Source organism: Nostoc sp. FACHB-280 (genome assembly GCF_014697615.1).
Taxonomy (GTDB): domain Bacteria; phylum Cyanobacteriota; class Cyanobacteriia; order Cyanobacteriales; family Nostocaceae; genus Nostoc_B.
On sequence record NZ_JACJSD010000007.1, the window covers coordinates 126,471 to 149,240 of the forward strand.

17 protein-coding genes and 1 tRNA gene are annotated in these 22,770 nt (G+C 39.6%); 10 read left to right on the forward strand and 8 right to left on the reverse strand.

Features of this window, described 5'->3' with window-relative positions; all coding sequences use genetic code 11:
* Position 1 precedes the first annotated feature (1 nt).
* From H6G75_RS07445 to H6G75_RS07455, 3 genes are all read right to left on the reverse strand, one after another.
* On the reverse strand, positions 2 to 1,285 hold the full coding sequence (locus H6G75_RS07445; RefSeq protein ID WP_190979306.1) for a CHAT domain-containing protein: 1,284 nt from the start codon (positions 1,283 to 1,285) through the stop codon (positions 2 to 4).
* Between the two features lie 429 nt (positions 1,286 to 1,714).
* Positions 1,715 to 2,475 (reverse strand): IS5 family transposase gene (locus H6G75_RS07450; RefSeq protein WP_397331598.1). Its coding sequence is split into 2 segments (ribosomal slippage): positions 1,715 to 2,139 and positions 2,139 to 2,475, totalling 762 coding nucleotides; the frame shifts between segments, so codons are not numbered across the junction.
* Between the two features lie 132 nt (positions 2,476 to 2,607).
* Positions 2,608 to 2,679 (reverse strand) — tRNA-Cys (locus H6G75_RS07455).
* Between the two features lie 301 nt (positions 2,680 to 2,980).
* Here H6G75_RS07455 and H6G75_RS07460 point away from each other — a divergent pair.
* The gene (locus H6G75_RS07460) at positions 2,981 to 3,418 is read left to right on the forward strand and encodes an Rrf2 family transcriptional regulator (protein WP_190979308.1); all 438 of its coding nucleotides are present in this window, start codon (positions 2,981 to 2,983) and stop codon (positions 3,416 to 3,418) included.
* 122 nt (positions 3,419 to 3,540) lie between these two features.
* On the opposite strand, the gene H6G75_RS07465 is transcribed toward H6G75_RS07460, so the two are convergent.
* A complete protein-coding gene (locus H6G75_RS07465; RefSeq protein WP_190979309.1) occupies positions 3,541 to 3,978 on the reverse strand; it encodes a hypothetical protein in 438 nt (145 codons plus the stop codon).
* Between the two features lie 378 nt (positions 3,979 to 4,356).
* On the opposite strand from H6G75_RS07465, the gene H6G75_RS07470 reads away from it, so the two are divergent.
* The 3 genes from H6G75_RS07470 (at position 4,357) to H6G75_RS07480 (ending at position 7,483) form a co-directional block, all read left to right on the forward strand.
* Positions 4,357 to 4,698 carry a hypothetical protein gene (locus H6G75_RS07470; RefSeq protein WP_190979310.1) on the forward strand — a complete coding sequence of 114 codons (342 nt, stop codon included), beginning with the start codon at positions 4,357 to 4,359 and terminating at the stop codon, positions 4,696 to 4,698.
* A 59-nt stretch (positions 4,699 to 4,757) separates the two neighbouring features.
* Positions 4,758 to 6,890: a pentapeptide repeat-containing protein gene (locus H6G75_RS07475; RefSeq protein ID WP_190979311.1), complete on the forward strand. Its 2,133-nt coding sequence runs from the start codon at positions 4,758 to 4,760 to the stop codon at positions 6,888 to 6,890.
* A 98-nt stretch (positions 6,891 to 6,988) separates the two neighbouring features.
* Positions 6,989 to 7,483, forward strand: coding sequence for a hypothetical protein (locus H6G75_RS07480; RefSeq protein ID WP_190979312.1), 495 nt, complete (start codon positions 6,989 to 6,991; stop codon positions 7,481 to 7,483).
* A 305-nt stretch (positions 7,484 to 7,788) separates the two neighbouring features.
* Here H6G75_RS07480 and H6G75_RS07485 read toward each other — a convergent pair whose 3' ends face one another.
* Positions 7,789 to 8,727, reverse strand: coding sequence for a putative 2-dehydropantoate 2-reductase (locus tag H6G75_RS07485; protein WP_190979313.1), 939 nt, complete (start codon positions 8,725 to 8,727; stop codon positions 7,789 to 7,791).
* A gap of 156 nt (positions 8,728 to 8,883) precedes the next feature.
* Here H6G75_RS07485 and H6G75_RS07490 point away from each other — a divergent pair, with 156 nt between their 5' ends.
* A complete protein-coding gene (locus H6G75_RS07490) occupies positions 8,884 to 9,285 on the forward strand; it encodes a fasciclin domain-containing protein (RefSeq protein ID WP_190979314.1) in 402 nt (133 codons plus the stop codon).
* A 554-nt stretch (positions 9,286 to 9,839) separates the two neighbouring features.
* Complete coding sequence (locus H6G75_RS07495) at positions 9,840 to 10,715, forward strand: MBL fold metallo-hydrolase (RefSeq protein ID WP_190979315.1); 876 nt, start codon at positions 9,840 to 9,842, stop codon at positions 10,713 to 10,715.
* 4 nt (positions 10,716 to 10,719) lie between these two features.
* Here H6G75_RS07495 and H6G75_RS07500 read toward each other — a convergent pair whose 3' ends face one another.
* A complete protein-coding gene (locus H6G75_RS07500) occupies positions 10,720 to 12,036 on the reverse strand; it encodes a recombinase family protein (RefSeq protein ID WP_190979316.1) in 1,317 nt (438 codons plus the stop codon).
* Between the two features lie 992 nt (positions 12,037 to 13,028).
* Here H6G75_RS07500 and H6G75_RS07505 point away from each other — a divergent pair.
* The gene (locus tag H6G75_RS07505; protein ID WP_190979317.1) at positions 13,029 to 14,003 is read left to right on the forward strand and encodes a hypothetical protein; all 975 of its coding nucleotides are present in this window, start codon (positions 13,029 to 13,031) and stop codon (positions 14,001 to 14,003) included.
* A gap of 77 nt (positions 14,004 to 14,080) precedes the next feature.
* On the opposite strand, the gene H6G75_RS07510 is transcribed toward H6G75_RS07505, so the two are convergent.
* A complete protein-coding gene (locus H6G75_RS07510) occupies positions 14,081 to 14,440 on the reverse strand; it encodes a VOC family protein (protein WP_190979318.1) in 360 nt (119 codons plus the stop codon).
* A gap of 508 nt (positions 14,441 to 14,948) precedes the next feature.
* Here H6G75_RS07510 and H6G75_RS07515 point away from each other — a divergent pair.
* Both H6G75_RS07515 and H6G75_RS07520 read left to right on the forward strand, forming a co-directional pair.
* On the forward strand, positions 14,949 to 16,196 hold the full coding sequence (locus H6G75_RS07515) for a DUF4912 domain-containing protein (protein ID WP_190979319.1): 1,248 nt from the start codon (positions 14,949 to 14,951) through the stop codon (positions 16,194 to 16,196).
* Positions 16,197 to 16,270: 74 nt separating this feature from the next.
* Entirely contained in the window at positions 16,271 to 17,203 is a 933-nt protein-coding gene (locus H6G75_RS07520; RefSeq protein ID WP_190979320.1) for a phosphodiester glycosidase family protein, read from the forward strand.
* Positions 17,204 to 17,260: 57 nt separating this feature from the next.
* Here H6G75_RS07520 and H6G75_RS07525 read toward each other — a convergent pair whose 3' ends face one another.
* Entirely contained in the window at positions 17,261 to 19,078 is a 1,818-nt protein-coding gene (locus H6G75_RS07525) for a vanadium-dependent haloperoxidase (protein ID WP_190979321.1), read from the reverse strand.
* 1,236 nt (positions 19,079 to 20,314) lie between these two features.
* Here H6G75_RS07525 and H6G75_RS33765 point away from each other — a divergent pair.
* Positions 20,315 to 22,708: a response regulator gene (locus H6G75_RS33765; protein WP_190979322.1), complete on the forward strand. Its 2,394-nt coding sequence runs from the start codon at positions 20,315 to 20,317 to the stop codon at positions 22,706 to 22,708.
* The last annotated feature ends 62 nt before the right edge of the window (positions 22,709 to 22,770 follow it).

Sequence of the window (22,770 nt, forward strand, 5' to 3'; positions counted from 1 at the left end):
ACTATAACAAGCCAATTAACGTAAAAGCTGCCCAATCTCTGGGGTTTGGGTATTTTTTTTGAGTTTCTAGCATTGCATAACGCAAGGCTGCTGCTTTATCTGGTTTTTCATAGAGTTTTTGATAAAATTTTGTCATTAAAAATGCAGTTGATTGATCTGATATATCCCATAAAGAAGCAATCACAGTGGAAACTCCCGCCGATAAGAAAGAACGTGATAAGCCAATTACACCATCATTTGTGATTTTTCCGATGGCTGTATCGTTGGCACTTAAGACAACTAAATCTGCTGTTAATTTTAATTTTTGAATTTCTGCGGGTGTGAGTAAGCCATCATCTTGAGTGGAGGGTGTGAAAGCTAAACCTTGCTGATTTTTGAGATATGTGTGTGTTGCTAAATGAATGATTTTGGCTTGCGACATTCGCTGTACAACTGCGGTTTCGGTTGCTGCATTACCTATGAGTGGTTGGGTGTTAAATAACTGTGCGATCGCTTTTGCTTCTTGTTCTGCACCAAATAGCTGAAGCGGTTCTCCTCGATCAGATTGTATTGCAGGATTACCCACTACTAAAATATCTTGTCCGACATTTTGATATTGTTTTTTTCGCTGATAAAGTAAATCTAAAGCTTGAATAGAAGGTGCAGTTGCAATTGCATACCGCTCAATTAAATATTTACCTCTCGCATCTTGTAAGGCGGCAAAAGGTACAAGAAATAGTTCGCCTTGGGGAATGAAAACAATATTTGTATTTTGTTGAGTGGGTAATAAATTTTCAATAGGTTTAATTAACAATTCATGCAGTTTTTGGAAGTTATCTTTAAGTTGATTACGTTTGAGATAATTATAATTACCTACCACGCCTAAAGACATACGACTTTGAGCAATTAAATCAGCTAGTGATGTGTTTTGTTTTTGCCACAAGGGTTTAATATCAACTTTACGAAAGGTTATATCTCCTGTAGGTTTAATGACCCAAATATAGAGTTCTGATTCTCTCGTTTGTTTTTTGCCTGCAATCGTAAATTCATCATTAATAATTGAATACTGTACAAGGGTGGCATTTTGTTGTTTAGCCACTTGCTTACTCTGTTCTGTAGCAGAATTAATTGCTAATTTAAATATGCGATCGCCTAATATATTTACTGGCAATTTCTCTGAATTTATAGTTTTGGCTAAAACCTTATCTTTGGAGAGAATATTGATATTACTCAAAGATGCGATCGCCATCATAATTAGGCAAATTAATGTATTTGTAAAAATTAATTGTGTAAAGTAACTCGGCATTATATATAGAATAAATATGTCAGGAGTCTGAATTCAGTATAAATTCTCTACAAAGCCGCGGATGAATAAGCTATGAAACACCGCGCTAAGTTTTAAATTTAGCGATTTACAATATATTATGTTAAGTAAGTCGGTGGGAAAAACCAAACTATATTAAGAAAGGTTAATGAGGCTAAAATCTTCTTGCCTCCTGCCTTCTGGAGACACTTGCGTGGGCGGGTTTCCCGACTTGAGCAAAGTGTCGTCCTCCTGCCTTTTCCCAACTACAAATATTTACGTCGCCCTACTTACTTTGCCACACACTCTTGTTCTGATGGCTGAGTTCTTCTGCAAAGTAATCATAAGGTAACTAGGAAAATACTAGCCAGCCCAACTCTACGAATAAGTCAACCTAGCCCTAAAGCGACCCTTAAACTCTAGGGCGTGTCATCAATTAAGCCAAATAACAGAAGCAGCCAGATAAATTCCAGAAAGAAAGTTGCTAGCGCGTTTATCGTAGCGCGTAGCAATGCCTCGATACTGCTTGAGTTTGGCAAAAAAGTTTTCAATGAGATGACGAGCTTGGTACAAATCCCGGTCGTATTCACGAAGTCTAGTACGGTTGCGTTTGGGAGGAATGACTGCGGTTTTACCTTGTGCCTGAAGTCGTTCAATTACTCGCTCCGAAGCATCATAGCCTTTATCGGCTAGTACTGTGTCCGCCACAATATTTGGTAGCAATTCATCGGCTCCATCCAGGTCACAGGCTTGCCCTGGTGTGAGGTGAAAGCTGAGTGGGTTTCCTAAAGCATCCACCACAGCATGAATCTTGGTACTCAGTCCGCCTTTGCTACGACCAATGGCTTGTGCTGATTGCTCCCCCCTTTTGCACCCGCACTATGCTGATGGGCGCGGACAATCGTCGAATCTATCATCGCATATTCATTATCTGCATCTTCTGTCAAGTGTTCAAATACCTTCTCCCACACTCCTGTTTTTGACCACCGCGTAAAGCGAGTGTGAATTACTCGAAAATCCCCAAATCGTTCCGGTAAATCTCGCCAGGGTATTCCGGCTCGGTAGCGGTACAGTACTGCTTCCACAAACAATCGATTATCTTTAGCTGTCGCTCCCACACATCCTTCTCTTCCTGGCAGTAAGTTTTTAATCCTTTCCCACTGGTCATCTCGCAGTGCGTAACGCCGAGTCATTATTTCTTTAAATTTCGTTTTTATTTTACATTGTTGATTCCAGTTTACCTAATTGATGACACACCCTAGGTTCGACTATCAATTTACCTTAGTTACCCCAGTTAGTTTATTTTGAGAAGGCTAAAAGCCTTAAGGCGACACCCGGATTTGAACCGGGGGATAAAGGTTTTGCAGACCTCTGCCTTACCACTTGGCTATGTCGCCGTATCCACGATTATTTAGTATAGCAATGTTTGTTCAAAATTGAAAGGGTTCCCAGCAACAATCAGCCAAGCAGGGAAAGATTGGGCATTTTGAAGGTTTAGATTGTGATTGACAATAATTAATCATTTTTTTTTATTGAAATAAAAAATAAAAACAATTGCTCTTATTAGTAAGGCTGATTACAGTAAAGTCAAGCCTTTAAATATGAAAGTTGCGTGATCAGTTTTGCTCAGGATGAACCGAGTCAATCAAAGTCAACAACTTGAAAAGCTTTAGGTGTGAATTTAAAAATCTTACGCCTGTGGAAATCTCGAACAAATCGGAATATGCTCTTTTAGCTCTATTGGAATTGGCATCTTGTTATTCCAGTGGTGAATCTTTGCAAATTCGACAGATGGCAGAGCTACAAAATATACCAATTCGTTATTTAGAACAATTACTAGCAACTTTAAGACGTGGAGGACTGATTAAAAGTATTCGCGGTGCTAAAGGTGGCTATGTTTTGGCACGCGAACCACGTAAAATTACCATATTAGATTGTATTACTTGTATGGAAGGATTGGATGCTGGGGCGATCGCATCCAATCAAACTTCCCAAAATACAGAAACTCAAGTAATTCAGGAGGTTTGGCAAGAAGCTTGTCAAGCTGCCAACGCTGTTTTACAACAACATACTCTACAAGACTTGTGCGAACGGCGAAATATCCACAGGCAGAAAGACCTGATGTACTATATCTAGATTCATGAAAGTAGTCGATAAACACTGGGTGTAGATAGGGGCTTTGCCGTGAACGTCAGTCGAACGGTGTATGTATGCAAAACCCCCAGACCCAGTCTCCACAGATGCGTCAGTCCTGATTGTTATTTAGGCTTTTTTTGTTGCGAAATTGAAAGAGTATAGTTATGCTGCTCTTGGGACAATTGACCTACATACAGTGAGTATTTGCCAGCTTGCCAGTAACCGGATAATTCTGGCTTGTTTTGGGAGTAGCTATCTGCTAACACACAAAAGCGTCCGCTAGGGCCGTCAATGAGTAATGTTGGCTGTCCAGGACTGTCAACAGTTAACCGCATATAAGGCATTGACTCTGTAACTTGAATAACTTGATTAGGGACAGCAGGAATATTTCCGCAGTTACTTTGGACAGTTCCTCCAGACTTGCCAGTTAACACTAGAGGATCTGATTTGAGTTTGGCAGGAATTGGAATTGATGGTGCTTCTGCCAAGTTAGGCTGGATAATTCCCATACTCAGTACAACAGCCAAGGGAACAATTTGCCATAGCCTCAGAGTTTTCATATTCGTTTATGCTCCCGACTATTTGTAGAGCGATATTGATATAAATAGTCCGAGTTAATAGACGATCGCAATCCCTCAATGTTCCTAAAGCGAAGTATAAAATTTTATTGCTGATTTTTGATGACTATATGGCTAAATATGAAAAAGAGATGAAGTCATTCATTTTGGATAGACAGAGAATTTGTCTTAATGGTAAAAAACTTTAGACTGATATTCTCATTAAGTTTATACATACATAGCGACAGAAGTTTCTATTTTCTGCCATTATCAGCCTTGTAAAAACCAAACATTCGTTAAAATCACAAACACAACCGGAAAAATTTCGGATGTGATTGCTCACCTGTTGAACAAGTGTTTTAGCAGAGGTAGACAATATTTATGAATCCTCAACCGGAAGAAGATTGGCAACAACGCCTACAAAAGCTAGAAGCAGAGATTAATGCTGAGAGTGTAGAAGCGAAGAAAACAGCAGCCAGACAGCAATCTCAGTCTTATTTTCTCAACTTTAAACAGTATTTTACTCGTTCGCAACTGTGGTTTCAAAGTTTGTCGGGAACGGGGAAGTTGGTAGTTATGGGTGTCACGGTGCTATTGGGTTTGGCGGTGTTGCAAGCAGTACTAAAACTTGTAACCTCTGCAATTAGTCTGGCGGTGTTGGCAGGGTTAGTGTATCTTGGATACAAATTTTTTGTCGCTGATAGCTTTTCCAATAAGCAATAGCACTCTATATTAATCACGCCAGTTATGGCAAAACTATTAAATTTAAAGGGAATTATTCAATGGCGACCCCAATTGTGAGGAGAAATGATAGTCAACCTAGTAATTCAAATGCACCGACAAAAACCAATTCCTTACCGTTAGTAACTCGACGTTTGGCGGCTTGGACAGCAGAAATTAGCCTAGTGGTTGTGAGTGGGTTAATTCCTTTTGGATTGGGAGCTTATGCCAATTCCAGGAGTGATCTCAACCGTGTACCACTGAATCCTGTATTAGTTGTAACCGAAAGAGCGATCGCACGGCCTTTAGCTTTACCTGTTAGTTACGGTATTCCCAATGTTGCTTGGCCGACTAATTATTTATGGATGTTGGCTTTAATTGCACCTGTCACTTTATCTTGGTGGCAATTATACTTACTAGCAAAAACCGGGAGTACTTTACCAAAACGCTGGTTTGGTGTGCGGGTGGTGAATGACCAAGGTAAAGCCCCAGGTTTAGGCGCAGCGATCGCTAGGGAAGGTATTGGTCGCTGGTCTGTACCAGTTTCGATTGCTTACATTCTCTGGCGCTATAGTTTTGCCTTTCCGAATTTGGGACTATTTACCTTTTTGGCAGTATTGATGGTGTTAGGCGAAAGTGTCGCTTTATCTTCCCGCCAAGGTCGTCGCGCTTTACATGATTGGTTAGCAGGTACAGAAGCCATTGATGCTAAACGTCAAAATGGACGGAGTGCATTAGTGAAAATTGGTGAACCAGAAGCCCCAAATGCAACCGAAGCCAGCCTTGCGCCAACCTCAGCCACAGATACCAAATTGCCAACATTGTGGCGACGGATGCAGCAAAACTCAAACCTAGCTTTGTTTGCAGTTACCCTAGCAAGTATGAGTGCAGTACTAGCGGCTTTAATTGGGACACAAGTTTATATTCAAAAACAGCAAACTCAGCGAGAAACTTCACAAATTAACAGCCAGAAGTTTTTGGAACTTGTCAAACAATTAAGTCCCAACTCTGGCGCTAGTTTAGAAGAACGCCAAAGTGCAATTCTGGCGATGGGTGGTCTAAATGATACCCAATCGATTCAATTTTTGGCTGATTTGTTAGTGAATGAAACTAACCCTGTACTGTTGAATTCGATTCAGCAAGCTTTAACAACAGTGGGTATTCCCGCCATCCCAGAATTAAAAAACAAGAACCAGTTTCTCGCTAACGAACTGCAATCAGCTGCACCACAAGAGCGCGAATTGTGGCAAAAGCGGTTACAACTCAACCAGCAAACCATCAATAAGATTTTGAATGTATATAGTGGCAAAATCAACGGTCTGGACTTGACTCGTACGACTTTAAGTCAAACCAGTACAAATGGCAGTCCTTTGTTTAATTTAGTGTTAGAAAACATTGATTTGTCGGGACTGAAATTAAAAGCTGCTGATCTCAACCAAGCGAGTTTCAAAGGTAGCCGTTTTCGGAGTATGGGTGAAGATGGCCGTTGGGATACTTTTGATGATGCGATCGCTGATTTAACGCAAGTCCAAATGAAAAAAGCCAATCTCACCGATGCTAACCTCAGCCGGGTGTTATTGACTGGTAGTGATTTAAGTCGGGCAACTCTCAACCGCGCTAATTTAGAAAGTGCGCGTTTAATTGGGGCAAATCTCAGCAGCGCCCAACTGGTGGGGGCTGATTTGCGGAATGCAGTTTTAGAAAATGCCAGCTTGACTGGAGCAGATTTAGGTGATGCTAAATTAAACGAAGCTAATCTTTATGCGGCTCGCTTGGGTAGGGTAATTGCGATCGGTACACAATTATCATTTGCCAACTTAACCAAAACCGATTGGCAAGGTGCAGATTTATCTGGAGCTTATTTAGATCATGCCAATCTCAGCAATGCTAACCTGAGTACTAGCCGGATGACTGGTGCAGTTTTACGTTCTGCTCAATTAGAAAATGCTGATTTACGCAATGCTGATTTGAGTTTTGTAGATTTACGCGGTGCAAACGTCGCAGGCGCAGATTTTAAAGACACAATTATTGCACCCAGCAAACAAGACCCCGCAGATCAATTTGTGGAAACACCTGATACTGGTACAGTATCGGCTGTGGTCAAAGGTGTTGATTTTTCTCAAGCGAAAAACCTAGATGCCAAGCAATTAGCTTACATTTGTACCCAAGGTGGCATTCATCCCCGTTGCCCGTAAAATTTAGATGGGGAGTCAGGAAAATACTTAATCCTATCTCCTCACTAATCACAAATGACACAAGATAACATTCAAATTACGGTGTGAGGAGTCGGGTGATGAAGTATCTACCTAATTTAAGTTCATTTATAGCGGCTAGTGCCGTTTTCAGCTTGCTAATGGATTATCAACCAGCACAGGCTCAAGTTGCTTATGGTAGCTATGTGGGTGTCGGCCCCACTGTTGGGTTAACTGATGGTATTCAAATCGGCGGAGTTGTGGCTTTTCGTTACAAACTTTTAGAAGCACCAGTTTCTTTTCGCGCTCAAGCATTGATTGGTCAGAATACTGCTGTTGTCCCTACTGTATCTTATGACTTGCCACTCAACTGGCAAACAGATGCTTATTTAGGCGCAGGGTTGGTATTAACTGGTGGTGATAGTCCCTCTCCTGTAGGAAATAAAATTAGTTTTGCTTTACAGCCAGGAGTGGATTACGTTGTTCCCAATAGCAATACGGTAATTTTTGGCAACGCGATTATTGCCTTTGATGCTTACCGTGATGGCGGTGGTACGGCGCTGGCTGTGCAAGGTGGGGTGGGTTTGAGATTTTAAAAGCTAATTAAATACAGGCGATCGGATTTTATTTCTGAACTATACATATAGCAATCCTAAATCGTTCGTGAAATTCTCTTTCTTTTCCTCTTTCTCTTTCTTTGTGTCCTACCCTTCGGGAAGCCGCTATCGCGTCTATGCGCCCTACCCTGCGGGAAGCCGCTAACGCGTCTATGCGGTTCGTTAAAAAGAATACTTTTTCACAAATCAGATAGGATTACTATAGGCGGGCATTTTCTGTAAAACTTGCAATTCAGCAAGAACATAGTAGTAAATGCCCACTCTACAGATACGTTGCTCTAAAATTAGTGTTTATTCCTGTTGTCTAAAAACTTTAACTGATTGTACAAGCAGTTAATTTGTGGTAAAAATGCACCTGCGGCTTGGGCTTTACGTAGGGAATTTCCAATAATTGCTTCTACTTCTAAAGGACGTTGTTCATCATAGTCAATTTTCATACTGGTGCGGTAAGGCTTCATTTTGACTGTGTAATCTAGCATTTTTTGAATGAAGCTATCAGCAATTATGCGTCCGGTACTTTTTGCACCTGCGGCTACTTCATACATTAATTGTTCAACTAATTGACGAGTGTATGGATCTGCCATTAATTCATCAGTTCTGGCATCCAAAACTACAGATAAACCATTGTAGGGAATATTCCAGACTAATTTTTGCCACCGCGCTAAGAGTAAATCTTCTGTTAATTCTATTACTATGCCAGCATTTTGAAAGTCGTTAGCAATTTGCTGCATTCTATTGGTAATTCCCGCAGCTTCGTAGTTATGACTGTATTCCCCCAAAGAAATGTGTCCATAATCTAAGTGATGAATATGGCCTTGTCCAACTTTATTGGAACATAAAAAACATAAGCCACCAATAATGTTGACATTATTCACAATTTGGGCAATTTCTAGTTCTATATCTAATCCATTTTGTAATACTAATACCACACCATTATTTTTAATTACAGGTGCTAATAATTTTGGTAATAAATAATTTTGGGTTGTTTTGAGTGCCACTATAACTACATCACATTGTGGCATCTTGTCCGCATCGTTATAGGCGTTAACTTGGGGTAAGGTAAAGTCGCCATCTTTCGATTCGATGATTAAACCATGCTGGTGGACGTGTTCGTAATCACTCTTGAGTAAAAAGTGAACATCTAAACCCGCTTTTTGTAGTTTTGCGCCGTAAAACCCGCCTAATGCACCTGTTCCTATGATGGCGTACTTGCTATCGCCCATTGTTGCTCCCAAGTTAATTAATAACTATTGGTTAGTATCTATTAATTAGATTGACTTTTGCCTATGATAGTGTAATTTTATAACTTCGGCTTTCGTCAAAAAAATTAAATCGCTTTAATATAATTTAAAATTTTTAGCAGTGAATAGGTAAAAAATATGGCCGATATTGTCGATATTGCAGTTAGTAACGATGCGTTTAAAACCTTGGTAACAGCTGTACAAGCGGCTGGTTTAGTTGAAACATTAAAAAGTCCAGGGCCATTTACAGTTTTTGCCCCGACTGATGATGCTTTTGCCAAGTTACCACCAGGAACAATCCAAACTCTGGTGCAGAATATTCCTCAGTTGACCAGAATTCTAAAATATCACGTCGTGGCTGGGAAGTTGTCTCAGGCTGAGTTAGCCAAACTAGGCACAGTTACTTCTGTAGAAGGCTCAATCATTAAAATAGATTGTTCTGAGGGGTTTGAAATCAAAAACGCTACTGTCTTAGCGGCAGATATCGATGCTGACAATGGCATGATTCATGTCATTGATACAGTAATTTTGCCTGGGTAACTGACTTCAGGTGGGGATAACCCACCTCAATTATTTCGATTTCTTAATATTAATAAACTCATTTTACTAGTAGTTTACGATATCCCCGACTTCTTAAACTCGACTTTAGCCATTAGGGCAGAGAGGAAAGAGTAAGGAAACAAAATGTAAAGAAAATGGAGCCAAGTCAAACCAGAAATGTAAGCTTGGCTCCATTGTATTTTCTAATAAAACTTATGCTGAGTGTATCAAAAGAAACAGCAGAAGTGTTATCTGCACTCAATATAGAAGGCGAACAGTTGATTCAACTGCTCGCCTCCTCTTTTTGATTGGCTAAAGTCGAGTCAAAAAAGTCAGGGATCTTGTAAGTAGGTCGTTGTGAATATTTATCGTCAGGATAAGGCAGGAGGCAGGAGGCAGAAGGCAGGAGAGAAGAGGTTTTTAGCTTAGTTAATCTTTCGTAACATAGTTAGGTTTTTTCCCACCGACTTACTTAGTTAACGATTAATCTCAACTGATAGTCATGTTTGCTAATCTAGGGCTATTGGGGTTTATGGTCAGTCCAAGAGGTTAAGATGGCTCATTTAGATTTACGTCGTCCCCAAAATACTAACGGCGATTTTTATGTAGATACTACCTGTATTGATTGTGATACTTGTCGCTGGATGAGTCCAGAAGTTTTTTCGCGTGTTGAGGAACAGTCAGCAGTTTATCATCAACCAAATAATGAAGCAGAAAGAGTAACAGCACTGCAAGCACTTTTAGCTTGTCCGACAAGTTCCATTGGTACAGTTGAAAAACCCAAAGATATCAAACATACTCAAGAAACTTTGCCGATTTTGGTAGCAGAAAATGTCTATCATTGTGGCTATCATTCCGAAAAATCTTACGGTGCTGCGAGTTATTTTATTCAGTTAGCAACAGGGAATATTTTAGTAGATTCTCCTCGGTTTACACCACCTCTAGTTAAGCAGCTAGAAGCAATGGGGGGAATTCATTATATGTATTTAACCCATCAAGATGATGTGGCAGATCATCAAAAGTATGCTGAACATTTTGGGTGCGATCGCATCCTCCACGTAGATGATATTTCTGCAAATACGCGTAATGTGGAAATTCAGCTAACAGGTTTAGAAACATTTGCCCTTACTTCAGATATATTAATTATTCCCGTTCCTGGGCATACCAAAGGACACACAGTTTTACTTTACAAAAATCAGTTTTTATTCACAGGCGACCATCTCGCTTGGTCAGAAACTAGACATCAATTAGCAGCATTTCGTGACCACTGTTGGTATTCTTGGTCAGAACAAATTAAATCAATGCGGAATTTAGCTAATTATACTTTTGAGTGGATTTTACCTGGTCATGGGCGGAGATTCCACGCTGATGTTGCAACTATGAATCAGCAAATGCACAAGTGTATTGAGTTGATGGAAAGGCTTAAATGACTTGCTAAAAAATAAATACTATTCGTAAATCCCATTTTTTATCTTCACGGATAATTTCAATTTGACGAATAAACTCCCGGAGGTAAAAGCGTCGTTCTGTTTCTGACAAATCTAACCAAAATTGCGGAATAGAAACGGCTTGGGCGACAGAACGCAGATTGACAGGGGGAAGTGTGGCTAACTTGGCTTGGAGTGCAGAGATTTCTGTGCGGAGTTTGTATTCTCTGAGTTTGGCTGTTTCTACATCTAAAATGCCACTTTCAATTAAAGCAGGTAACTGAGCTAAGATTTCTTGTTGACGAGCGATCGCATCTCCTAAACTATTCTTGACAGTATCCAACTCTGGAGAATTCATCCCGGCTACTGCTAATGGTAAATCATGACAAACTTTAGCGATCGTCGATTCTAAAATGTCTTGGTAGGGAATGGCGCGACACTTGGGACTGCGAGGACAACTAATCGGACGTAAATAAAGATACTCTTGGTCTTGGTAGCGACGGGTAACACGAGTAACTGTTGTATGAGACTGACATTCGCCGCAGACAACTAACCCAGCTAAAGAACGTGGCGCACTGGCGGTTCGAGATGGTAAGCGGCTATTACGGCGTAACAGTCGGTCAATTTGGGCTGCTTCTTCTTTAGAAAGAATCGCCGTATGGGTATCAGAGATAATTTCACCATTAAGATAAGCCGTGTCTCCCCGATAAACAGGATTTGTTAACCAGCGTCGTCCAGTGGTAACAGAAATTTTTTTCGCATATTTTTTCGCTAAGTAACGCACTGCGCCCCGTAAGGAACCGTAGAGTAAAAAGTGATCAAAAAAGTCTTTCACTACGGGGGAGGTGCTGCGGTCAATAATATATTTTCCCTGACCACGGCGATAACCATAAGGTGCTTTTCCGGGTGGGGGTGCGGCTTCCAGGCGGTTGCGGGCGTGTCCTTGACGAATACGCCGACTTCTTTGTTGATATTGAATTTCTTGGATTAGTTTTAGTAATTCAGCCCGAAACTGGGATTGCTCTGATGTGTAGGATTGTTCAGTAGCAATTACAGCTACACCCATCGCTTCTAATTCATTTAAGCGATCGCTGACTTCCTCTACCGTATCACCTAATTCTTCCAGACGACGAACCAGCAAATATTCTACTGGTTCATGTTGGCAGTCTATGAGTAATTGTTGTAGTTGCGATCGTACAGTATATCCATCAGTATCTCTCTTAGACAAATCTTCATAAACTCGTTCTACCTCCCATTGCCAATTAATGTTTTGCGGCACAGAGTCTAGGAGTAGATCACAATAAATGTAGGCAATAACTTTCATTAGTCAATAAATCAACTATCAATAGTTATATGACACAAACATCAGCTACAAGTCCCGTGAATTCAGCTTTCTGTAACTATCAACTTTTATAAAGCATCAATTTTTATGAGGTAAAGAATAAGTTTTAGTAAAGATTTGGTAAATCATTCTGATGTTATTTTTTATCTTAATCATTAATTCATCAATATGAAATCTATGCTATTAGCAAAGATATTTTAAAGTTTCAGTATGACTAGCATCATACTCTTCTTTAAAGTGTATATAATGATATTAGAGCGATGTTACTTAGCGAAGAATTATCTTACACAAGATAGTTCTTGACCATTAACTAGCTAAAATGCTGATATTTATGATTTTCCCTATTTAACTTTTTTTAATCACTCGGTTTAAGATTGCTTGCGCTTAAAAATCCGCAAGAATCTAATTTGTAATGTTCCAATTTATTTGATGAGAGTGAATCGAAAATGCTGTTAATTGATTACTACTGAAATAAAATGCTGTTATTAACAACTTAACAGATATAAATCAAGAAGGATATTCATTGTTAATCATGCTCCAGGCATTATAGAGAAATCATATAGATAAGTCTGAAGGTGATTGCTTATCTATTGCCTCATTCCTACACCCTATTTTGATATTCGGTTTAAATCACTAGACATCTTGTAAAAGTAATTATTTGCAAGGTTTTTTTGCCACTGTTAGTGATAAATAATGCGAATCAGCAAAGCTCTAAGACAAAAAATATTTCTGTAAGAAGTCTAAGGTAGTTCAGTTAATTTTCACTATATATTCTATTTTTAAAATAGGAATAACAAGACACAATTAGTAATTTTTGATCTTGTTATTATTCAATAATCATGTATTCAACCAGAAAATAATTTTAGAATACAGATGCTATTGTATCGCTTTATTTTCTGGCAAAATCAAGAATTTTTATTAGCTAAAACCTAACCCTGTTTCGTTCAACAATATCAAATTTAGGATTTTGATTTATGTACTTGAAAATCAAACGTAGACAATTTGGACACTTAGTTATTGCTAGCGCAGCCACAACAATGCTAGTTAATCTTGTCAAAAATAAAACCTTGGCACAAGAGGCAGCGCGATCGCTAGTTGGAGTTCGGATGCCTGCAAGCCAAAATAAGCAAAATGCTAAAATCTCTACAGATGTAGAAAATACTAGTCCAGCATTTACTTTAGTGTCTTTAGATTTAACAACTGGGAGTGAAAAATTAAGTACAGATATTCCTACAAGTATTGTTGATAATCAAACTACAAAAATTGAAGCTGCTAAAAGAGCGTTTTATACTGAATCAAGCCGCATCACTGGTTTTACCAGCCTACCAGATGCCACAATGGCAATGGTTACAGTAGAAACAACCCAAAAAGGTAATCATAGTAAACTTATATTCACGGATAGTAAATCTAAGAAAGCAAAGGCTAAAAAAATCTCAGGGTTTAAAAATGGTAATCATACAATCGAAGGAGTATTAGGAACCAAAGATAACAAAATTATTGGAATTGCTAGTGCGAATAATGGTGTTCCTCCTTTCTATCTAGTGATGATTGACCCCAAAAATGGTAAGGTTACCTCTGGTGATGAGTTAAAGTTACCTGAACTACCACGAAATGCACGCTTCAGTAATCTTGCTCTTAGTCCTGATGGCAAGTTTTATGCAACTATTCTGACTTCAGAAGGTAGAACAACTTTAGTGCAGCTAGATCCTAACAAAACCTCACTACTTACAGGTAAATTATTAATTACTACTGTGGCGGGTTTAACATACAACAGAAAATATTTATCCAGTGACATACTTAGCTTAACTTTCTCTCCTTCGGGTCAACTTATTGCACTTGCTAATCTCAATAATGAGTCGAAGAATTCTGTGTTTGCTGTAGATATCAAAACTGGAAATATGACACTTTTATCAAAAGTAAGTGTAGCTAAAATTGCCTTTACTCCATAGTAGTAAGACCGTGTTGGTTGTTTGGGTAAAGCGGCTAATTTGATTTACATCACACTGCTGTAATAACGAGTATGTAATCACTGCTGGCTGATCTCAATCACATTTCCATCGGGATCTTGAGTAAAGATGGCGGGTCGACCAGAGGCGCTGGCTTGAATAGGATAATTTTGACTCAGCAGTTCTTGTTTAGCTTGTTCTAAATCACTCACTGCAAAAGCGATATGGGGATTACGTCCCCATTTTTCATTGGGGTTATCGGTTGGTACTGTGGATGCGACTATGAGGTGAACTTGATAGTTGCCGACTTGATACCATACACCAGGATATTTTAGGGAACGGTCGATTTTAGATAATCCCAACACTTGAGTGTAAAAATTTTCAGCGCGTTCTAAGTTAGTAACGAGAATGGCTGTATGAAGGCTTTGAGTAATCTGCATGGTTGCTAAAGTTCGCTTTTATTTAGATTTTGACGTATTTACCTTACAACTAGGCGATCGCTCCAAATTAAATGCCAGGATTTGAGATGAGATCATCTATCCACAAGGGTTTGATTGCTTTATTTCTATATAAGTCATGAAATATTGACAATTTAGAGAGTTGTAAATCCCAAATGTCAAAAAACCATGACAAAATGATCCCGTCAAAGCTATTAAATTCGTAAAAGCCTGAAAAAAGTGCCTTTAGACCCCTTGATCAACACTGAGGGTTACTGGTTAGTATTGACTTAACAAAACGACTCCTCCGATCCCGAAAAATGCTTACTCAAGCATTTAAGGAAATTAAATAGGGAGTGACCCTCATTTTAAAAGCAAATTAAAAAACTTTAAAAACTGGGCAAAACCAGGAGTCAGGAATAAGAAATTCATCTGAGAAGAATGGCTTTTTTATCAAACATTCTCTAACTCAGAGAGATAATTACCTTTCAAACTACTGGAGGCCAAATTAATGGCAAAAGAACGCCCACCGCTAGAGGAGATGACACTGAGACAACTACGTAAAGTAGCCAGTGAATATAGCGTCTCCCGCTACAGCCGAATGCGTAAATCACAATTGTTGGCAGCAATTCAAGAAGTGCAGCGCAGCAAAGCATCCCTTAGTCCATCTCGTTCACTTGAGGCACAGGAAACCGTGGAAGCAGCAAAATTTGAACTGGGTCAAGAAGACCGTACAGGTGGCTCTCTGGCTGATGTTGATGAAGGACTCGCCGATCTACCGGGTGGTTATGGTGAAAGTCGGATTGTGCTTTTACCCCGCGATCCCCAATGGGCTTACACTTATTGGGATATTCCCAACGACCATAAAGAAGAACTGCGTCGTCAAGGTGGACAGCAATTAGCACTACGAATTTATGATGTTACCGACATCAACCTTGATTATCAAAGCCCCCACAGCATCCAAGAATATCCTGTTGATGAACTAGCTAGAGAATGGTATTTACCCATCCCTGTGAGCGATCGCGATTATGTCATCGATATTGGTTATCGGACTTTTGATGGTCGTTGGTTAGTTTTGGCTCGTTCTGCTCAAGTACACATTCCGCCTGTGTACCCATCTGACTGGATTGAAGATGTCTTCATCACCGTCAACTTTGAAGAAGACCTGCGTGGTAGAACTCTGTACGAACTAGTACCACCTGCTAAGAAACTGGCGACAGCAGCAGGAGTTAATGGTGGCAACCCCATCTACGACCAAATCTTTGGTTTAGCCGAGTCTGCCGAAGCACAAAGGGTCGCAGGTTCTCTGTTTGGTTCCATGCAGCACGTAGCTGGTTCTGTACGCCCCGAACAAGCTATCAGTTCCTACGTCTTCCCCTCTGGTGTCGGTATGTGGGCAGTTCCCACCGTGTCTGGTTTAACCATGTCTGGTGCAGGAATGTCTGGTGTTGGCTTCTCCGCTTCTGCTGCACCAATTCGTCCCCGCCAGTTCTGGTTAATTGCCGATGCTGAATTGATTGTTTATGGTGCAACCGAACCCGACGCTACCGTAACCATTGGTGGTCGTGAAATTAAACTGAATCCCGATGGCACATTCCGCTTCCAGATGTCCTTCCAAGATGGTTTAATCGACTACCCAATTTTGGCTGTAGCTGCTGATGGTGAGCAAACACGCTCAATTCACATGAAGTTCAATCGTGAAACACCATCTCGCAATACCAACACCAAAGAAGAAGCTATTCCCGAATGGATTTTCTAAATAATCCGCCGAAATTGGAATTTTGAATTATTACCCGCTATAGTCGTTCTGTAGCGGGTTCTTATTATCTTAATATGTGGATTAAAAAAATATTTCTCTTATGTATATTGAGTATTACAATCAATTTGCTATTAGCTTGTAAAGAAGATACAGCCAATTCGTCAACTAAAGCTGCAAAAACTTGCCCTGGTGAAAATCCTCAATTCAGCCTAGAATTTTTTAAAACTAATAATCAAGGACAGAAGTCTGCCAAGGGTATTAATCATGTGATTATTTTTAATCCTAAATCACCCAAGTTAGATTTCAAGGTGAATGTGGGTTTATCTCACAAGCTTTATGCTAAAAATCAACAGGGAAAATTTATCAGAAATTATGTACCGAAGCAATTTAATGAAATTATTAGCGATCGCAACTCCCTATTAAATGGCCAAAGACCACTAGTAGCGATTAACGCCGACTATATAGGAACTGACGATAAACCACAAGGCTTAAATATTTCCCGTGGTGTTGAGTATTCAGGGGCATTTCAAAATAGGCGTTCTTCTTTTGGTATTTCGGGAGGTAAACCACAAGAGCGAATCGCTACAATTCAAGCCGGAAGAAGAAGTAACAATCTTTTGAATTACAATTTAGTGGGTGGGAATGGTAGATTTTATCGTCAAGGTAAGTTTAAAGACATTTGTCAAGATTTAGGAGAACTTGCTTGTAAAGAAGCAATCAATCGCTCTATGGTGGCGACAACTAGTAAAGGTTATGTAATTTTATTAGTGAATGATATCAAAGCTAATTCAGTTATTGAATCTTCTCAAGTTAATCAGGAATTAATGCCAGATATGTTTGATGATGTTTTATCTGGAATTGCCCGAAATAACTGTTTAGGCAAAATTCAAGAAGGAATGTTATTTGATGGGGGTGGGTCGCCGGGATTATATTACAACGGTAAAATTTATGTCGAAAATGGCGGTGCAATTGGTTCGGTGTTTTTAATTTACAAAACGGTCAATTAAATTATAGTAATAAATGCGATCGCTCATATACCATCGCATTTATTACTACCAATCAAATTACACAGTAATTCTGGTGCCGTCAAATTTAGTAAAGGTAAAGCCTGGGAAATCTTCGATATAACCTAACCTTTCATCTCTCAAGAGGCTAATAGCCACCTCTTCGCCTAAAGCTAAACCTGCTGCACCATCAGTCCGCCAGTGAATACCACCGTGGCCGCGACCAATGGCATAATTAGTTGCCAACTTGTTCAACTCACCACCAACTGTTAATGGTTCACCAGTGTAGGGAATTAACTTTGTTGGGTCGCTGGGGTCGGGTACTACTGGGTTAGGAATGACATAATTTTCATCAAAGAAAGCTTTTAACAATGTCACATTAACACCTGCGATCGCCGCAGCGCCACCTGTGTATGAAGAATGTAAAGGTGCAGCCTCTGGATAAGCTTGTGGTAGCAAATAAGTACCCAAATTGCTGTAAGTTTTTGCCAAAGCTTGGGAATTTAATATCTCAGGATGAATAGGATATTGAGTTCTGTTGACAAGATTGTTGTAGATTAATCCACCGTAGGCTTCTGGGCGCAAAATGCGGTGTACATAATACTTTTGCCAATATGAGGCGCGAATTGCTCGTGAAGTTCCCAAACTTAATAGTGCTTGCAAATGACCTACTGCAAATGTCGCAGCAGAACCCACTTGAGTCCGAGAATTAACGTAGGGATTACCTGGATTCAATGGTGCGCCAATACCACCGTCAATGAGTGGGTCACGTAAATTTACAGGGGAACTGAGAAGCAAAGAAGCCCCGTAATACAAAGCACCACCAATATGGGCAAACTCACCCAAATCACGCACAGTCGATACATAACGGCGTGTAGGGTCATAATTAATTGCTCTGCCAGAATTGCCACCATTCTGCACAGTCAGCCATTCGTTAAAGTCAATCAAAAAGTCGTTACCAGGGAGCGCAGTCCGAATAACGGCCAAAATATACTGCGTTCCCCAAGGAATATTCCGCAGTAAAAATTGGGAAATGTAAGGGCCGTTTAACACCCCTGGAGGAGTGACGTGTTTTGCAGTTCTACCAGAACGGTCAGAGGGGTCAACATAGCTAACAGTACCGCGAAACAAAGTTTGCGGGGTGACACGACCATTGATTTTTGGCCCATAAAAAGCCGACAGTCTGTTCAACTCTTCAACAGCTGCCAAAACATTTGGATCATCTGTATTATCTTGAAACTTAGAAAAAGACACGTCACGCAGTAAAGCTTGCCAGTATAATTCCACGGCTTCATCGGCGCGGGCTGCACTGGCTAACGCTGGTGGTGTTGGTACTCCTATTTGAGCCGCGTTGATACCTTCAAGGCTAATTGCCAAAGGCCCTTGAGGGTTGACTAGTTTTCTTGTACCACCCAAGATAATCCTTTCATATAGGCTGGGGTCTTGTCTGGTGAGTGCTGTAGTTAAAGAGTTGTAAGCTTCTAGGTTAACTTCACCTCTTTGGTTGTGAGGTAAGCCTCTAGAGTCACTGCCAATTTTGTTAGCATATCGTTGCTCATCGCCGTTGGTAGGATGAGGTGGAATCGGAAAACTTCGTTCTAGTCTGGCAGCTTCTAACCTAACTCGGTAGGCTCTATCCACAAACCTGTTATAGTTAAACCGCCCAACAACATCTCGTCCACTAGCTTGAACAATACCTTCTTTGCGGAAAGACGAAACTGTGGAACCCATCACACCTGCAACTACCCCAGTTGCTGTTAACATCGTCGTGCGATTAAGAAATGAACGTCTGCTTAAGCGTTTAATAAATGAATTACGAGTTGGTGAATGTTGGCTTTCGCTTTGCGCTTGATTTGCTGATTCAGATTCAAATTGCATCAGATTTGCTCCTCAATAAAAAAGTCAAGACGATATATCGCTACAAGCAGTTGTTTGTAGACGTTGCTTATCTATGGCGCATCATCAAAACCGGATGCGTGAGAGAATTTCTGTTTGCAGGTGCAAAGATTTGCCTGTTTTCTGATACTTAGCAGATAATCTACGCATCAGAATTGAGGCTGACTTTAACAGCCGCTTTTATCTATACATTTTCGTTAACTACTAAAAATCTACCGATTTACCGTAGTTATGATTAAATTAGAATTTCCCACAAATCGGCTTAAAAAGCAATACTATTACTTAAATAAACGTTGAAATGTAGATAATGTAAGACTTTTAGCTACATCTACCTTTTTTACAGAGGTGGTTGGAAGTCAAAAGTCTGTAGGTATTCAGAATACAGAACTCAGAAGTGATTACAGTTGAATGACTCATGGTTCTAGACTATGAAAATCACTGTCTAGCAAATACTTGATTGATCAATCATTTTGCTTCTGATTTCTGAATTATTATATGAGGTACAAGGGTAAAAACCAAAACTATGTAGAGAATTTATATATAAATTCTCTACAGTATTTCATGAATATACAAACTGCTGTAATTTCTGTAAATCTCTCAAACTCGCACTAATTTTCAGGAAGTTTTGGGGATGGTAACATAATGTTTGAACACAATTTTATATCCAGTAAACAGCCAATCATTCCAGCATTTTAAGCTCACTTAAAACCAATATCATCACATATTTTATACTGGGGTATTTTCTTGCTACCAGTTGATAACTTAGCAGATTTGATCAACTACATCTAATGGCACAAATGGTTTGCAAATTATTCCTGCTACACCGAGGTGGAGCAATTCTACTTGCACTGACTAAAATTTGTTTTGTCATTTTTGTTTATCCTAATTATTAGATAAATTTATGTACTTAAATAATTACTACTCTTTTGAAGAAGGCGAGTTATGTAGGTAAGTCAGAAACAGTTTACTCAAATGCAAGTTGGGAATGATTGATTTGCCCAATTTCTTGTTTAATGTTTTTCTGATGAGCCAAGTGTGAAGACTTATATTATACAATATAGATAACAGGTTGGTGCTGGTTATAAATATTTTGCGAGCAAATAAAATTAGAGATTTAATGTTAAGCCAAGTTTTTTGATTGACTATATATCCTGTTGAGATGAAGAAGTAACCATTAATTTATCAAATTTAAAATTTTAAATTCACGACAAATTTATTGTGAAAATTCTAATAGTAGAAGATGATACAAATATCATTGAAATACTGAGGGTAGCACTTGCAGCACAACATTATGTTTTGGAGGTAGCTACTGATGTTAAAAGTGCTTTAGGACTTGCGTTAGGAAATGTCTATGATTTAATTTTGCTAGATGTGAGCTTGCCAACAGTTGACGGTATAAGTATTTGCAAGCATCTACGGGATCAAGGTGGTAATATCCCAATTCTATTACTTATAGAAGAAGATCAATGTATTAAATCAATTGCTGGGTTAGATGCAGGAGCAGATGATCATGTAATGAAGCCATTTAATTTAGAGGAATTATTGGCGAAAATCCGCGCTTTGTTGCGGCGAAGTATGATCAGGACTACACAGTCCATTGAGTTAGGGGCTTTGCGTCTTGATGCGAGTTGTGGTCAAATTACTTATGAAGGGAAAATTTTGCCCTTGACCAATCAGGAATATATTTTACTAGAACTTTTATTACGCAATAGTCGGCGGATATTTAGCTACAGTTTTCTGCAAGAATATTTATTGTCTGTTGATGAAATTGCTGGGGAAGATACGGTAAGAAAGTACATCAAGAGTTTGCGTTCTAAACTCAGGACAGCAGGTGTGAAGGCTGACTTGATTGAAATTGTCTATGGATTTGGTTATCGCCTGAATACTCAAGAGTTAGAAGTTGGTAATTTGCAGCAGCAAATTGTGGAGACGGAACAGCCAAAATACAGTGAAAAAGCAGATGGGGAAAATCCAAGTAATTCTTCTATTGAACAGCGAGTAACTACTCAACTGGCTGGATTATGGGAACGTTATCAGGTCAAGTATAGCGATCGCATTACAATTATTGAGCAAGCGGCTCAATCTTTGTTAGCAAATACCTTAACTGAAGACTTGCGCCAACAAGCACAACAACAAGCTCATACTTTAGCAGGTTCCTTGGGGATTTTTGGTTTTGAGGGCGCGACTCAGTTGTGTCACAACATAGAAACTATCTTCAAATCTACAGAAACATTAGGTAACACCCAAGCCGTACAAATCCAAACCTTGCTGGTGGAATTAAGAAACACATTAAAGCAAAATTTCAAACTAGTTCCACAACAGTCAGGTGTGAAACCACCCTATCTCAATCAACAATATCGCTTGTTAATTGTTGATGATGATGTGCAGTTAGCACAACAAGTCGCAGCAGAAGCAAGCATTTCAGGGATTGAAACTGTGGTCGTTGATAGTATATCTGCGGCGAGGTTAGCGATCGCCAATTCTCGACCTGATATTGTATTGTTGGATTTGTGCTTTCCTCAATCTGCGGAAAATGGCTTTGGATTACTGGGCGAGTTAACAGCCTTGCATCCACCTATACCTGTATTAGTATTTACATCTCAAGATAGTTTTGCACAAAGAGTCAAAGTTGCCAGGATGGGCGGTAGAGGTTTTTTACAAAAGCCAGTTTTTCCATCAGAGATTATGGAAGCGATCGCCACTATTCTGCAACAATCTACAACATCATCAGCCAAACTGTTGATTGTCGATGATGACCCGCAAACCCTTGATATTCTGCGGACAATTCTCCAGCCTTGGGGATTTACACTAACTTTGCTAGATGATCCGCAATATTTCTGGGATACCTTAGAAAAGTTTATGCCAGATATGCTGATTTTAGATTTGGAAATGCCAAATTTCAGCGGTATAGATTTGTGTCAAGTTGTCAGAAATGACCCTCAATGGAGTAATTTGCCTGTATTATTTCTCTCGGCACACAGAGACACCCACATAGTACAAAAAGTATTTACAGCTGGTGCTGATGATTATGTCACCAAGCCAATTGTCGAACCAGAATTATTAGCGCGTGTGCTTTGTCGTTTAGAACGTAGCCAAATTCTTCGTAAGTTAGCCGAAATTGATGCGTTAACCGGAATTACGAATCGGCGCAAATCAGTCCAAGAACTTAACAGATTACTGCACCTTGCTGAACGCCAAAATCAACCATTTTATTTTGTGGTTTTGGACTTAGACCGTTTTAAATATATCAATGACCAGTATGGTCATGATGCAGGAGATCAAGTTTTAAGCCAATTAGGAAAACTTTTAAAACAATCATTTCGTCAGGAAGATGTAGTAGCGCGTTGGGGAGGGGAAGAATTTATCATTGGCTTGTATGGTATTACTCAACAACAGGTAATTAAGCGGTTAAATAATTTATTAGATATTCTGCGCGGCATAGAATTTACAACCAGCAATCAAGAAAGTTTTACTGTTACCATTAGTGGCGGCGTGGCAGAGTTCCCGAAACATGGCCATGATGTGCAAACGCTGTATCGTGCTGCTGATGCTGCTTTGTATCAAGCTAAAGCCGCAGGACGTGATCGGATATTTTTGTCGGTGAGGAATTAAAGTAGAATTTCGGCGATCGCATTGATAATTTTTGCGAATGCGATGTTTATTTCATTGCTAAT